Source organism: Agrobacterium sp. LEGMi-208b, assembly GCF_059511785.1.
On the sequence record NZ_CM183445.1, the window covers coordinates 2,152,334 to 2,166,703 of the forward strand.

The 14,370-nt window shown below is 61.0% G+C and carries 11 protein-coding genes; 6 read left to right on the top strand and 5 right to left on the bottom strand.

Annotated features, from left to right (window positions below):
- Nucleotides 1–11: 11 nt before the first annotated feature.
- The 4 genes from AC5YUO_RS10420 to AC5YUO_RS10435 all read right to left on the bottom strand — a co-directional run bounded on the left by AC5YUO_RS10420 (nt 12) and on the right by AC5YUO_RS10435 (nt 6,740).
- On the bottom strand, nt 12–941 hold the full coding sequence (locus tag AC5YUO_RS10420; protein ID WP_496153242.1) for a response regulator: 930 nt from the start codon (nt 939–941) through the stop codon (nt 12–14).
- Nucleotides 938–4,333, bottom strand: coding sequence for a hybrid sensor histidine kinase/response regulator (locus AC5YUO_RS10425; protein ID WP_496153243.1), 3,396 nt, complete (start codon nt 4,331–4,333; stop codon nt 938–940). The genes AC5YUO_RS10420 and AC5YUO_RS10425 overlap by 4 nt, the downstream gene beginning before the upstream one ends.
- A gap of 391 nt (nt 4,334–4,724) precedes the next feature.
- Nucleotides 4,725–5,495: an SDR family oxidoreductase gene (locus AC5YUO_RS10430; protein ID WP_496153244.1), complete on the bottom strand. Its 771-nt coding sequence runs from the start codon at nt 5,493–5,495 to the stop codon at nt 4,725–4,727.
- 210 nt (nt 5,496–5,705) lie between these two features.
- Nucleotides 5,706–6,740, bottom strand: coding sequence for a glutamine synthetase beta-grasp domain-containing protein (locus tag AC5YUO_RS10435; RefSeq protein WP_003520621.1), 1,035 nt, complete (start codon nt 6,738–6,740; stop codon nt 5,706–5,708).
- A gap of 479 nt (nt 6,741–7,219) precedes the next feature.
- On the opposite strand from AC5YUO_RS10435, the gene AC5YUO_RS10440 reads away from it, so the two are divergent.
- From AC5YUO_RS10440 to urtD, 5 genes are all read left to right on the top strand, one after another.
- A complete protein-coding gene (locus tag AC5YUO_RS10440) occupies nt 7,220–7,426 on the top strand; it encodes a DUF2735 domain-containing protein (RefSeq protein ID WP_496153245.1) in 207 nt (68 codons plus the stop codon).
- 345 nt (nt 7,427–7,771) lie between these two features.
- Nucleotides 7,772–9,061: an urea ABC transporter substrate-binding protein gene (gene urtA / locus AC5YUO_RS10445; RefSeq protein WP_496153246.1), complete on the top strand. Its 1,290-nt coding sequence runs from the start codon at nt 7,772–7,774 to the stop codon at nt 9,059–9,061.
- 284 nt (nt 9,062–9,345) lie between these two features.
- A complete protein-coding gene (urtB, locus tag AC5YUO_RS10450; protein ID WP_496153247.1) occupies nt 9,346–10,959 on the top strand; it encodes an urea ABC transporter permease subunit UrtB in 1,614 nt (537 codons plus the stop codon).
- Nucleotides 10,956–12,131 carry an urea ABC transporter permease subunit UrtC gene (gene urtC, locus AC5YUO_RS10455; protein ID WP_496153248.1) on the top strand — a complete coding sequence of 392 codons (1,176 nt, stop codon included), beginning with the start codon at nt 10,956–10,958 and terminating at the stop codon, nt 12,129–12,131. Before urtB ends, urtC begins: the two co-directional genes overlap by 4 nt.
- 7 nt (nt 12,132–12,138) lie before the next feature.
- Nucleotides 12,139–12,900, top strand: coding sequence for an urea ABC transporter ATP-binding protein UrtD (gene urtD / locus AC5YUO_RS10460; protein WP_496153249.1), 762 nt, complete (start codon nt 12,139–12,141; stop codon nt 12,898–12,900).
- A 206-nt stretch (nt 12,901–13,106) separates the two neighbouring features.
- Here urtD and AC5YUO_RS10465 read toward each other — a convergent pair whose 3' ends face one another.
- Nucleotides 13,107–13,391 (bottom strand): GIY-YIG nuclease family protein, encoded by a 285-nt coding sequence (locus tag AC5YUO_RS10465; RefSeq protein WP_400819550.1) that lies wholly within the window; start codon nt 13,389–13,391, stop codon nt 13,107–13,109.
- A 256-nt stretch (nt 13,392–13,647) separates the two neighbouring features.
- Here AC5YUO_RS10465 and urtE point away from each other — a divergent pair, with 256 nt between their 5' ends.
- Complete coding sequence (gene urtE, locus AC5YUO_RS10470; protein WP_496153250.1) at nt 13,648–14,343, top strand: urea ABC transporter ATP-binding subunit UrtE; 696 nt, start codon at nt 13,648–13,650, stop codon at nt 14,341–14,343.
- Nucleotides 14,344–14,370: the final 27 nt, after the last annotated feature.

Genomic DNA, 14,370 nt, shown 5'->3' on the forward strand with positions numbered 1-14,370 from the left:
CAGCGCTGCCGTCACCCCTGATGCAGAATATGCGCTGCCTTCACAGCCGCCGAAGCGCGGTTTTCGACGCCGAGCTTCACATAGATCTGTTCCAGATGCTTGTTCACCGTTCTCGCGGAAAGGCCGAGAATATCGCCGATATCGCGGTTGGACTTGCCCTTGGCGATCCATAACAGCACTTCCGATTCCCGGGCGGTGAGGGAAAAATGCTCGCGCAGCAGGTGGTCGCCGGATTTCTCATTGGCGGCGGTGAGGCGGAAGAGGAATTCATCCGGACCCATGGCGCCGAGGAAAGACAGTTGCAAGGCGGGCCGTCCGGCCTCGGTGATCGTCAGCGGCGCATCGCGGCCGGTTTCCGCTGCCGCCCTTTCGCCGAGCCAGCGGCCGATATGGGTGACGACGGTCTCCATGCCGTCATCGCGGCCGGTTGCGGCATTGACCAGTCGCGTCGCTTGCGGGGTGGACCAGTGGATCGCGCCGCTGGCACGCACGGCCAGCAGGTGGCGGCCGGCGGCATCGAGCGCCACGCGGGCGCTCTGGGCCGAGCGGGCATTGGAAAGGTGCACGCGGATGCGGGCGCGCAACTCGTCGATGTTGATCGGCTTGGTCAGATAATCGACGCCGCCGGATTCCAGCGCCCGCACCACATGTTCGGTCTCCGTCAGCCCGGTCATGAAGATGACCGGCACCTGCGCCACCGCCGCATTGGCCTTCAGGCGCCGGCAGGTTTCGAAACCGTCCATAACGGGCATGACGGCGTCGAGCAGGATGATATCGGGCGTGATGCGCTCGGCGATGTTGAGGGCTGCCTGTCCCGAGGTGGCGATAAGGGCGGAAAAGCCCGATTGCTCCAGCGCGTCGGTGAGGAACCCGAGCGCTTCCGGGCTGTCATCCACCAGCAAGACGATATCTCTCGGAGCCGCTGTTGCCTGACCGCTCATGCCTTGCCGTCTCCCCTGTCACCGTTTTCGAACCGCTTGAGAAAATGCGCGTAACCGGCCAGATCGAAGGCCTGCACATAGGTGCCGAGCTCCTGCGTGAAGGGCAGGTTTTCCGTATTGCGGGCGAGATCGGCGAGTTTCGCCTCGATGCCGCGTATGTAGCCGATTTCGCCGAGCCGCTGCAAATCCTGGATATGGATTGCGCCGGGATGGATGATCTGCGGTGCAGGCTGCGGCGCGGCTGGCATGGGCAGATCAGTATCGTAAATCCATTTCAGGCCGAGATGCACCGCAAGCCTGTCGCAAAGGTGGCGGATATCGACCGGCTTGGCGATGGCGTCGTTGTGGTTATCCTCGCCTGCGCCCGCGACGGTGCCATCGCCGATATTGGCCGAGAGCATGATGAGCGGCGCGGTCTGCCCGGCTTCTCGCAGTTTCGTCACAAGCTGCCAGCCGGTCATGCCGGGCATGGAAATATCAATAAGGAAGAGATCGGGCTTCACGCCTTCGATGAGCGTCAGGCATTCCGGCCCGTTCTGGGCGGTCAGCACCACGAAATCGAGCGGCACCAGCACCTGCCGCATCAGCTCGCGATGATCCTCATTGTCGTCGACCACAACGATGGTGCGGCGTGGGCCGGAATAGGAGCGGATGGTCTTTTCCGCCGCAGGCGCCGTGCTGGGCCGGTGCACGGCTGACAGCATCAGGCGGACGCGGAAGGTGGAGCCCTCGTCCTTTTCGCTGGATACGGAAATCTCCCCGCCGAGCGTATTGGTCAGAAGCCGTGTGATGGTGAGGCCGAGACCGAGGCCCGGCATGGGGCGCACGCTCTCTGCCTCGCCGCGCTGGAAGGGTTCGTAGATGCGGGCGAGGTCTTTTTCGGCAATGCCACGGCCGGTGTCGGAGACGGTGAAGCTTGCCACTTGGCTGCGATAACCGACATCGAAGGTGACGGCGCCCTCATCGGTGAATTTGATGGCGTTGGAGATGAGGTTGACGAGGATCTGGCGCAGCCGCTTTTCATCGGTGCGGACATATTGCGGCAGGGCGCGGGAGCGGTCGTGGCGGAATTCCAGGCCCTTGGCCTGCGCCTGCGGGCGGAACATGTCGACGATCTGGTCGAGGAAGTCCTGTATGTTGATCTCGTTGGAATAGACCTGCAGACGGCCGGCCTCGATCTTGGAAATATCGAGAAGCCCGTCGATCAGGCCGGACAGGTGATCGGCCGAGCGGCGGATGACCTTGATCGCCGATTGCCGGGGAGGGGGAATGGTCTCGTCGCGTTCGAGGATCTGGGCATAACCCAGCACGGCGTTGAGCGGCGTACGCAATTCGTGGCTGAGGCCGACCACGTAACGGCTCTTGGCGCGGTTGGCGGCCTCAGCGGTTTCCTTGGCGTCCTGAAGGGCGGCGTCGGTCTTCTTGTGGGCGGCGATCTCCTTCAGCAGCAGCGTGTTCTGGCGGGACGATTCCTCTTCCGCCACCACCCGGCTGTCATGGGCAAGCACGAGGAACCAGCAGACGATGCCGGCAATGACGGCGAAGACGAAAAACACGATGAGGATGGTGCGGTTCACCACATCGGCCGTTTCCGGCGAGGCGGTGCCGACCTGATGGGCGATCATGGAGAGAATGCCGCCGATGGCCGTGACGGCAATCGCCGCCGCCATGCCGTAGCGCCCGAGCCGGGTGGCGAGCTTCGCCACCAGCTGCCTTGGCAGGAAGGTTTTTGCGACGGTTGCGACCTGATAGTTGAGCTTGGCCTTCGGCTTGCACATGTCGTGGCAGCGGCTGTCCAGCGAGCAGCAGAGCGAACAGATCGGCGCGGCATAGGCGGGACACCACGCCATATCCTCCGGCTCGAACGGGTGCTCGCAGATGGAGCAGGTGATGCTGCTTTCCTCACGCCACTTCTGGCGCGGCTTGCGGGCGAGATAAAATTTGCCCTTCGTGCCCCAGGCAATCAGCGGCGAGGCGATGAAAGCGACGATCAGCGTCAGATAGGGTGCGAGCGATGCGGCGAGCGGCCCGAAGGCGCCGAAATGCGCCATCAGCGCGATGGTGGCCGAAAGCGCCATGGAGCCGACGCCGACGGGATTGATGTCGTAAAGATGGGCGCGCTTGAATTCGATGCCGGGCGGGGCAAGGCCGAGCGGCTTGTTGATGAAGAGATCGGCGGAAATGGTGCACAGCCACGCCATGGCGATGATGGAGAAGATGCCGAGCGTTTCTTCCAGCAGCCGGTAAATGCCGAGTTCCATCAGAAGCAGCGCGATCGCCACATTGAAGACCAGCCAGACGACGCGGCCGGGGTGGCTGTGGGTAAGCCGTGAGAAGAAATTCGACCAGGCGAGCGAACCCGCATAGGCATTCATGACGTTGATCTTTAGCTGCGAGACGACGACGAAGGCGACCATCAGCAGCATGGCGGCGGTTTCGTTGGGGATCATGTAACCGAAGGCGGTGAGATACATCTGCGCCGGATCGGCGGCGCGATCCACCGAGACGCCGGAACTGAAGGTCAAGACCACGAGGAAGGAGCCGGCGAGCAGCTTCGGTACGCCGACGACCACCCAGCCGGCGCCGGCCAGAAAGACGGCGATGCGGTGTCGCAGGCGGCTCTGGCCTTCGGCCGGCAGGAAGCGCAGGAAATCCACCTGTTCGCCGATCTGCGACATCAGCGCCAGAATGACGGCCGAGGCCGCGCCGAATTCCACGAGGTTGAAATCCGCCACCGTGCCTGATGGCCCCGAGGCGTGGTGAATACCGGCAAAGGCCCGCCAGAGATCGTATTTTTCCCAGTCCATCAAGGCGATGAAAACGAAGGGCAGAATGTTCAGCACGATCCAGAAGGGCTGGGTGATGATCTGGAAGCGGCTGATGAGGCGCACGCCATGGGTGACGAGCGGAATGACCATGACGGCCGAGATGATGTAGCCGATCCACAAGGGTATGCCGAGCGCCAGCTCCAGCGCCCCGGACATGATCGACGCCTCGATGGCGAAGAGCATGAAGGTGAAGGCGGCATAGATCAGCGAGGTGATGGTGGAGCCGATATAACCGAAGCTCGCGCCGCGCGTCAGAAGATCGATATCGACGCCGTGGCGGATGGCATAACGGCTGATCGGCAGGCCGACGGCAAGCATGGCGATGGCGGCGACGAGGATGGCGTAAAAGGCGTTGGTGGTGCCGTAGGAGAGCGTGATGGCGCCGCCGATGGCTTCCAGCGCCAGAAAGGAGATCGCGCCGATAGCGGTGTGGGAAATGCGGTTGGAGGAAAATTGCCGGGCGCTTTTGGCGGTGAAGCGCAGCGCATAATCTTCCAGCGTCTGGTTGGCGACCCAGCGGTTATATTCGCGCCTGACGGGGATGATGCGTTGCCGTGCGGCCATGCTAGGATTCCACGCCCTTCTGCGGATAGAGCACCGGACCAAAAACCGCACACGCTTTTCGGAGAAATCCTATGCTTAAACAGAAAGGTAGAGCGGCGGACGGGATTCTGCTCATCGTACACGACACAAGGTTTTGTGTGTTGAAACATCCCCCTTAACCTCATTCCTGTGCTTGTCACAGGAATCCAGCCGACGCGCGTCTGCGCGGCGAGAGAAAGTCCTCTCAGCCCAAGGACTTGGGCTGGCTGGATCTCTGTGACGAGCACAGAGATGAGGGAAGGAAAGCGCACGAGAAAACAGCGAATTTCGTCGTCGGCGCACCGGCCTCGAAGCATAGTGTCGTGTACCGTGGTGTCCGCTTTTCATCCGGCGCTCCAGTATTTCGGCACTCTCATAGCCGCACCGACATGCCGCCATCCACCGTCAGCACATGGCCGTTGACGAAGGAGGCCGCGTCGCTGGCCAGAAACAGCGCCGCACCGGCGATTTCATCCGGACGGCCCCAGCGCTCCAGCGGCACGCGCAGCTTGGCGAAGGCCACCATCTCAGGGTTTTCGGAAAGGGCGGCATTGGTTTGCGTGGCGAACATGCCGGGCGCAATGGCGTTGCTGGTGATGCCGCGTGCGCCGTATTCGACGGCGATCGCCCGCATCAGCCCGGTCAGCCCCTGCTTGGCGACGGGATAGATGGCATCGCCCGGCCGGACGATGTGGCCGAGAATGGAAGTGATGGTGATGATGCGGCCGTAACCGTTGGTGTTCATCGCCTCTGCGGCCTCCCGCGACAGGGAGATGGAGGAGGTGAGGTCGGTGCGGATGAGTTCCAGCACGTCATCATTGCTGAATTCGGCAAGCGGGCGACGGTCGCGCGCGCCGACATTGTTGACGAGGATATCGAGGTGGCCGGCTTCATCCATGATACGGCGGACAAGGGCGCTGCCGGCGGCCGTATCGGCAATATCGAAGGCGGCGTAATCGGCTTTTCCGCCGGCCTTGCGCAGCACATCTGCCGCCTGTTCCAGCGTTTCGGCATTGCGACCAGTCAGCCAGACATGGGCGCCCGCTTCGGCAAAGGCGCTGGCAATTTCAAAACCGAGGCCGCGGCCGCTGCCGGTGATGATGGCCGTGCGGTTTTCGAGAGAAAATTTGTCGAGAATGCCCATCGCTCACCTTCTTGCTTCAGGGCATCGGCGCGGAAACATGCAGCTGTTTGCCGAATATGCGATGCCGTTGTTGAAAGCCGCGCACTCCGTTGGCGCGCCGGAAGATTATGCCGCGTGCGGCGGCTGACGAAAGGTCGCCCCAGCCTGCGGCCGTTCGGTGGACACAAAAATGGCGTCGCCCGGCTTCGGGCGACGCCATGTCTTTATCAATCAGGCAGCAGCCGACTTTGCGAGCGGCACTTCTGCGATCGTCTTGAGAACGACGGAAGCGATCTGGTAAGGGCAGCCTTGAGAGTTCGGACGACGGTCTTCGAGGTAACCCTTGTAACCGTTGTTGACGAAGGAATGCGGAACGCGGATCGAGGCGCCACGGTCGGCAACGCCGTAGGAGAACTTGTTCCACGGAGCGGTTTCGTGCTTGCCGGTCAGGCGCAGGTGGTTGTCCGGACCGTAAACGTCGATGTGCTCTTTCCAGTTCTTGGCGAAAGCGGCCATGAGGGCTTCGAAATAGTCCTTGCCGCCAACTTCGCGCATGAACTTGGTGGAGAAGTTGCAATGCATGCCCGAACCGTTCCAGTCGGTGTCGCCGAGCGGCTTGCAATGGAATTCAACGTCGATGCCGTACTGTTCGCAAAGACGCAGCAGCAGGTAGCGGGCGATCCAGATCTGGTCGGCGGCGCGCTTGGAGCCCTTGCCGAAGACCTGGAATTCCCACTGGCCCTTGGCCACTTCGGCATTGATGCCTTCGTGGTTGATGCCGGCTTCGAGGCAGAGGTCGAGGTGCTCTTCAACGATTTCGCGGGCAACCGAACCGACGTTCTTGAAGCCGACGCCGGTGTAATAAGGACCCTGCGGAGCCGGGTAACCCTGTTCCGGGAAGCCGAGCGGGCGGCCGTCCTGGTAGAAGAAATATTCCTGTTCGAAACCGAACCATGCATCTTCGTCGTCGAGGATGGTTGCGCGGCTGTTCGAAGCATGCGGGGTGACGCCATCGGGCATCATGACTTCGCACATGACGAGCGCACCGTTGGAGCGGGCCGGGTCGGGATAGATCGCGACGGGCTTCAGCACGCAATCCGACGAATGGCCTTCGGCCTGCTGCGTGGAGGAGCCATCAAAGCCCCAGAGCGGCAGCTGCTCGAGTGTCGGGAATTCGTCGAATTCCTTGATCTGGGTCTTGCCGCGCAGGTTGGGGACCGGCTTGTATCCGTCCAGCCAGATGTACTCGAGTTTGAACTTAGTCATTACGAACCTCTCATAGGTAACAATGCGAAGCCTTGAGGCCTCCCGTGGCTTTGGCCACCGAAGCGCATTCGCGTTCAAGGGCTGACCCCTTAGATGCATGCCGCGTGCCAGATTGGCGATATCCGACGATTTTTTCGAAAAATCTTTCAGGCCCCCTGTCGCGCAGGAGCCTGGATATCGCGCGGGGATGGTTCTGCTGCACTGCGGCAGGCAAATTCACCCCTCATGTTTCATCATTGAATCCTGATAGATAGCCGGCGTCTTCCGGGGGAATGCCCTGCTGCGGCGCAATGATTTCGATTGCGCGCGAGGGATTGGCATTTGCCCCAAAAACCGGCGCTTTCGGAATGGTTTTTCTTGTAGATGAGACGATTAATGCCTATATTTTTCGCAACGTGATTTTTTTTTAATCAAACGGAGCGAATCCGGCCTTTGCTGGTTTGTTCCAGAGACAAGTGCTTCGATGCAAACAGAGTGAGATGACCGATATGGCAACTGGCTTTCATCGCGAGACGGCAACGATCTATCAATTCCCGGTCGGCGGGCGCGCGGGCGTTTCCAAGTTCCGCGACAGCGGGCTGAGCAAGCTTGAACGTGAGGCGCAGGAGCCGCATGTGGATTTCGGCTCCTGGTATCATGACGATGCGATCCGCGACGAAGAGCGGGACGGCAAGCCGCATTCGTGATGTGAGACCGTGCCGCAGGCTTCTTCTCCCCGAGGGGGAGAAGGTGGCCCGAAGGGTCGGATGAGGGGGCTCGCTCTCCGTACATCTCCACCCTTGCCCTCTCATCCCGCTGCCGCGGACTTCTCCCCCTCGGGGAGAAGAAACAAGGGGAGACGTCTCTCTCCATATAGGCAGTTCCGCCCTAGGCGCTAATCCCCCAAAACCTCCCCCTGCACCTTTCGCCACCCCGCCTACGTCAATTGACGTATACGGTTTCGCCTCCGCGAGATCGATAGTCCCTCCCAGCAGCGGCCGCAGATGCCGCTGAGCCTCCACGAGAGGCCAACAAGGAGAGGGGTTCTTCCGATGATGTTCCGCAAGACGCTTAGTGCCGCGCTGCTTGGCGCGATCCTGTCCACCACCGCCTTTCATGGCGCTTTTGCAGCAGACGACACGATCAAGGTCGGCGTGCTGCATTCGCTGTCCGGCACCATGGCGATCTCAGAGACGACGCTGAAGGACGCCATGCTGATGCTCATCGACGAGCAGAACAAGAAGGGCGGCGTGCTCGGCAAGAAACTCGAAGCCGTGGTGGTCGATCCGGCTTCCGACTGGCCGCTTTTCGCCGAAAAGGCCCGCCAGCTGATTTCGCAGGACAAGGTCGCCGCCGTATTCGGCTGCTGGACGTCTTCCTCGCGCAAGTCGGTGCTGCCGGTCTTCGAGGAACTGAACTCGATCCTGTTCTATCCGGTTCAGTACGAGGGTGAAGAATCCTCGCGCAACATCTTCTATACGGGCGCGGCTCCGAACCAGCAGGCCATTCCGGCCGTCGACTATCTCGCCAGCACCGAAGGTGTGGAGCGCTGGGTTCTGGCCGGCACGGACTATGTCTATCCGCAGACCACCAACAAGATCCTGAAGGCCTACCTGATGTCGAAGGGCGTCAAGGAAGAGGACATCATGATCAACTACACGCCGTTCGGCCATTCCGACTGGCAGACGATCGTGTCCGACATCAAGAAATTCGGCTCGGCCGGCAAGAAGACCGCCGTGGTCTCCACCATCAACGGTGACGCCAACGTGCCTTTCTACAAGGAACTGGCGAACCAGGGCATCAAGGCCGAGGATATCCCGGTCGTCGCCTTCTCGGTGGGTGAAGAAGAGCTGGCCGGTCTCGATACCGCGCCGCTGGTCGGCCACCTTGCCGCCTGGAACTACTTCCAGTCCGTCGATGCGCCGATCAATGCCGAGTTCATCAAGACCTGGCATGCCTTTACCAAGAACGACAAACGCGTGACAAACGACCCGATGGAAGCCGCCTATATCGGCTTCAACGCCTGGGTAAAGGCCGTGGAATCCGCCGGCACCACCGATACGGACAAGGTTCTCGACTCGATCATCGGCGTTTCGGTGCCGAACCTTTCGGGCGGTTATTCCACCGTCATGCCGAACCACCACATCACCAAGCCGGTGCTGATCGGTGAAATCCAGGCCGATGGGCAGTTTGAGATCGTACAGCAGACACCGCAGGTGGTGGGGGATGAATGGTCGGATTACCTGCCGGATTCGAAGGATCTGATCTCGGATTGGCGGAAGCCGATGTCTTGCGGCAACTTTAATGTGGCCAGCGGCAAGTGCGGCGGTAAGGGTAGCTGATAACGGGGTGGGTGCCGCTCCCTTATTGGGGGGGCGGTTTTATCATTCGAAGCTGAGCAAGAATTACCCCCCTCTGCCCTGCCGGGCATCTCCCCCTCAAGGGGGGAGATCGGCAAGACGCTTTCCCGCCACTTCATTCTCGAACTTTGAGATGGGCGGGACCTCGCCGCAGATCGATCTCCCCCCTTGAGGGGGAGATGCCCGGCAGGGCAGAGGGGGGTAAAGCCGCATACTCAACGGGCGCCACACAAACGCCCCGCCGTAAAACGCCCAAGGACCCCGACATGACGATCCGATCTTTTCTCGGAGCCATCTTCCTCTGGCTCACCATGGGGATCGCCGCCCAATCCTTCGCCCAAAGCGATCCGAAGGCGCTGATCGACCAGCTCGGCACGGCTGACTTCAAACAGGCCGAAGTCCTGATCGGCCAGATCGCCGCGACCGGCGATGCGCGCGTCGTTCCGGCGCTCGAGGCTTTTGCGGCGGGTGATCTTTACGTACGCAAGTCCGACAATCTGGTGTTCATGACCAAGCCGGCAGGCTCCAATTTTACGCTGATCGACCCGCTGACGGGCGAAAGCGCGGGCGAGGCGCCGAAGGCGGCGGTTACCAAGATCAAGGTCAACAATAATCTGCGCCGCGTCATCCGCGCAGCCCTTGGCGGTTTGACCCTGCTCAGCCCGGAAAAATCCGTGCGGCTTTCCGCCGCCGATGCCGTTCTGAAAGCGCCGAGCGCTGAAAATCTCGAATTGCTGGAAGCGGCCATATCAAGGGAAACCGATCAAGAGGTGCGGACCCGGATGGAGGAGGCGCGGGCTGTCTCGCTGCTCTCCTCCGACCGCCCGCTGGAGGCCAAGAGGCAAGCGATCGCCACCATCAAGAACCTGGGCGGGCGCGATGCCATCGGCATTCTCATGGCGGCGTCCCCCTCCGTGGATCAGAGCCTGAAACCGGATATCGACAGCGCCATATCGGGCATCGAAAGCTCCCTTGCCTTCTGGGATTACGTGCAGAATGTCTGGTACGGCCTGTCGCTCGGTTCCGTGCTTTTGCTCGCCGCCATCGGCCTTGCCATCACCTTCGGCGTGATGGGCATCATCAACATGGCGCATGGCGAGATGGTGATGATCGGCGCCTATTCCACCTTCATGGTGCAGGAGGTGATCCGCAGCCATTTCCCCGGCCTGTTCGACTGGTCGCTCGCCATCGCCTTGCCAGCCGCCTTTCTGGTCACGGCCTGCGTCGGACTTGTCATGGAGCGCGGTGTCATCCGTTTCCTCTATGGACGTCCTCTTGAAACGCTGCTCGCCACCTGGGGCATCTCGCTCATCCTGCAACAGGGTGTGCGCTCCATCTTCGGCCCCACCAACCGGGAAGTCGGCAGCCCCAGCTGGATGTCCGGCTCCTTCAGCGTCGGTTATCTCAATTTCACCTGGAACCGGGTGTGGATCGTCTGTTTCTCGCTCTCGGTGTTCTTCGCGCTGCTGGTTCTCTTGAAACGCTCCGCTTTCGGCCTGCAGATGCGCGCCGTGACCCAGAACCGCCGCATGGCCTCCTCCATGGGCATCTGCACCCCCTGGGTGGATGCCTTCACCTTCGCGCTCGGCTCCGGCGTTGCCGGTCTTGCCGGTGTGGCGCTCTCGCAGATCGACAATGTCTCGCCCAATCTCGGCCAGAGCTACATCATCGACAGTTTCATGGTGGTGGTGTTCGGTGGCGTTGGCAATCTCTGGGGAACGCTGGTCGGGGCGCTGTCGCTCGGCGTGCTCAACAAGTTCCTCGAGCCGACGGTGGGCGCCGTGCTCGGCAAGATCCTCGTGCTCGTCCTCATCATCCTGTTCATCCAGAAGCGGCCGCGCGGTCTCTTCGCACTCAAGGGAAGGGCGATCGAAGCATGATTACCGGCTTCCTCCTGCGCGCGCTCGATCGCCGCATCTCCATCGCCATCGGCATCATTCTGGCCATCGCCGTGCTGGTGCCCGCCTCCAACCTGCTGTTGCCGGAGGGCAGCGCGTTCCGCATCCCGACCTATATCATGTCGATGCTCGGCAAATATCTGGCCTATGCGCTCTTGGCGCTCGCGCTCGATCTTGTCTGGGGGTATTGCGGCATTCTCTCGCTCGGCCACGCCGCCTTCTTCGCGCTCGGTGGTTATGCCATGGGCATGTATCTGATGCGGCAGATCGGCACGCGCGGGGTTTATGGCCATCCGGTGTTGCCCGATTTCATGGTGTTCCTCAACTGGAAGGAACTGCCGTGGTTCTGGCAAGGCTTCGACATGTTCTGGTTTGCGGCGCTGATGGTGCTTGTCGTTCCGGGGCTGCTCGCCTTCGTGTTCGGCTGGTTCGCCTTCCGCTCACGCGTCAACGGCGTTTATCTCTCGATCATCACCCAGGCCATGACCTATGCCCTGCTGCTTGCCTTCTTCCGCAACGACATGGGTTTTGGCGGCAATAACGGCCTTACCGATTTCAAGGATATCCTCGGCTTTTCCGTGCAGGCGGATGGCACACGCGCCGTGCTGTTTGCCGTGACGGCCGTGATGCTGGCGCTTTCGTTGCTGATTGCGTCGGGCATCGTCAATTCCAAATTCGGGAAGGTGCTGGTGGGGGTGCGCGATGCCGAAAGCCGGGTGCGTTTCCTCGGTTTCCGGGTGGAAAACATCAAGCTCTTCACCTTCGTCGTGTCTGCCATGATGGCGGGTATTGCCGGTGCGCTGTTCGTGCCGCAGGTGGGCATCATCAATCCCGGCGAATTTTCGCCCGCCAACTCCATTGAAGTTGTGGTGTGGACGGCGGTGGGCGGGCGCGGCACGCTGATCGGGCCGATCATCGGCGCGCTGCTGGTCAATGGCGGCAAGAGCTATTTCACCGGCGCTTTCCCGGAATTCTGGCTGTTTGCGCTGGGTGGGCTCTTCATTGCGGTGACGCTGTTTTTCCCCAAGGGCATTGTCGGCACCCTGCAGCATTATCTGGCGGGGCGGCGCGAAAAGCGGGTTGCGCTTGCGGCAGGCGGCGCACAGCCGGGCAATGACAGCGGCTCGACAGTGGCGCAACAGGCGGCGGAGTGAGGCGGATATGAACACGGTTTCCGAAAAAAGAACAAAGAGCCTGCTTTATCTCGACGGCGTCTCCGTTTCCTTCGATGGGTTCAGGGCGCTGAATTCCCTCTCCTTCGTGGTGGAGCCGGGGGAACTGCGCGCCATCATCGGCCCGAATGGCGCGGGCAAGACGACGATGATGGATATCATCACTGGCAAGACGCGGCCGGATACCGGCACGGTGCTGTTCGAAGACAGCATCGACCTCCCCAAAAAGGATGAGGCGGATATTGCCCAGCTCGGCATCGGCCGAAAATTCCAGAAGCCGACGGTGTTTGAAAGCCACACCGTCTGGGACAATCTGGAACTGGCGCTGAACCGCAAGCGCGGCGTGTTCGCCACGCTGTTTTACCGGCTGAGCGAGGAAGACAAGGCCCGCATCGAGGAAATCCTCGCCACCGTGCGCCTCAGCCATCGCCGCAACGATCTCGCCGCCAATCTTTCGCACGGCCAGAAACAGTGGCTTGAGATCGGCATGCTGCTGGCGCAGGAGCCGAAGCTCTTGCTGGTGGATGAGCCGGTGGCCGGCATGACGGATGCGGAAACGGCGGAAACCGCCGTGCTGCTGAAGGAGATTGCCAGGACCCGCTCTGTGGTCGTGGTGGAGCACGACATGGGCTTCATCCGCGAACTGGGGGTGAAGGTGACGTGTCTTGCCGAAGGCTCGGTGCTGGCGGAAGGGTCGATCGATTTTGTGTCGAGTGATCCGAAGGTGATTGAGAATTATCTGGGGCGGTGATGGTGCGGCGTATCACAACGACATTTGGGCGTTTGTCGCGGTGGATCCTCGGGTCAAGCCCGAGGATGACGGTGGAGGACTGGTCGATAGGGGTACCACACTGTCCTTCACCGCTCTGGGAAACATGGAGTGGTGGTCAACCTCCAAGATTGAGAAACCCACTGCCGTCATCCTCGGGCTTGACCCGAGGATCCATCGCCACCCACTCAGCCAAATTCCTCGTAAAGATCACGCCACTCCGGATTAAAATCCTCAATCAGCTTGATCTTCCAGTCGCGATACCAGCGTTTCAAGGATTTTTCCCTCTGGATCGCGGTGCCGATGCTCATATGCTCTTCGTACCAGACGAGCTTCGTGCACCCATAAAGGCTGGTAAAACCTTTGGTCAGTCCTTCGCGGTGCTCGTAAACTCGCTGCTCAAGGTTCGACGTCACGCCGATATAAAGCGTTCCGTGTCTGCCGCTCGCGACGATATAGACGAAGCCGGCCACGGTGTGTTCCTGGGAGTGGATCCTCGGGTCAAGCCCGAGGATGACAGCTGGGTGGGGGTAATGCCTGGAGGTTACTCCGGGAATATTACAGGAAATTTTCGCTCTGTCGTGACCCGTCAGCACGGCGAAATTGCGCGCCGAAATCGGTATTTGACAGCGCTGTTGTGCGTCCCGCTTGCCCCTACGTCATCCTCGGGCTTGACCCGAGGATCCATGCCCCACTCTCCCACTACGCTTTTTCAGACAAGGTAGCACCATGCTGACAGTCGAAAACATCAACCTCCACTACGGCGCGGCGCAAGCCTTGCGCGGCGTGTCACTGAAAGCGGAGATGGGCAAGATCACCTGTGTCCTCGGCCGCAACGGCGTGGGCAAAAGTTCACTGTTGCGGGCCGTCACCGGCCAGCAGGCCACCAGTGCCGGCACCATACGTTTCGGCGATACGACGCTCGACGGGCTGGCGCCTTATCAGCGGGCCAAGCGCGGTGTTGGCTATGTGCCGCAGGGGCGTGAAATCTTTCCGCTGCTCAGCGTTCAGGAGAATCTGGAGAGCGGTTATGCGCCGCTGCCGCGCAAGGAGCGGTTCATCCCGGACGATATTTTCAGCCTGTTTCCGGTGCTGCAATCCATGCTGTCACGGCGCGGCGGCGATCTCTCCGGCGGCCAGCAGCAGCAGCTTGCCATCGGCCGGGCGCTGGTGACGCGGCCGAAAATCCTCGTGCTCGATGAGCCGACCGAGGGCATCCAGCCGTCGATCATCAAGGATATCGGCCGGGCGATCAAATATCTGCGCGATTCCACCGGCATGGCGATCCTGCTGGTCGAGCAATATCTGGATTTCTGCCGCGAACTTGCCGATTACGTCTACATCATGGATCGCGGTGAAATCGTGCATGAGGGGCTGGCCGAGACGCTGGATACGCCCGAGGCGCGGCGGCATCTGACAGTATAAATCGAGACTAAAAGGACCGCACGCCGA

Coding starts and splice junctions, on each gene's coding strand:
- urtD (WP_496153249.1), top strand. CDS start 12,139: ATGAACACGGTTTCCGAAAAAAGAACAAAGAGCCTGCTTTATCTCGAC.
- urtB (WP_496153247.1), top strand. CDS start 9,346: ATGACGATCCGATCTTTTCTCGGAGCCATCTTCCTCTGGCTCACCATG.
- AC5YUO_RS10425 (WP_496153243.1), bottom strand. CDS start 4,333: ATGGCCGCACGGCAACGCATCATCCCCGTCAGGCGCGAATATAACCGC.
- AC5YUO_RS10435 (WP_003520621.1), bottom strand. CDS start 6,740: ATGACTAAGTTCAAACTCGAGTACATCTGGCTGGACGGATACAAGCCG.
- AC5YUO_RS10420 (WP_496153242.1), bottom strand. CDS start 941: ATGAGCGGTCAGGCAACAGCGGCTCCGAGAGATATCGTCTTGCTGGTG.
- urtE (WP_496153250.1), top strand. CDS start 13,648: ATGCTGACAGTCGAAAACATCAACCTCCACTACGGCGCGGCGCAAGCC.
- AC5YUO_RS10430 (WP_496153244.1), bottom strand. CDS start 5,495: ATGGGCATTCTCGACAAATTTTCTCTCGAAAACCGCACGGCCATCATC.
- AC5YUO_RS10440 (WP_496153245.1), top strand. CDS start 7,220: ATGACCGATATGGCAACTGGCTTTCATCGCGAGACGGCAACGATCTAT.
- urtA (WP_496153246.1), top strand. CDS start 7,772: ATGATGTTCCGCAAGACGCTTAGTGCCGCGCTGCTTGGCGCGATCCTG.
- urtC (WP_496153248.1), top strand. CDS start 10,956: ATGATTACCGGCTTCCTCCTGCGCGCGCTCGATCGCCGCATCTCCATC.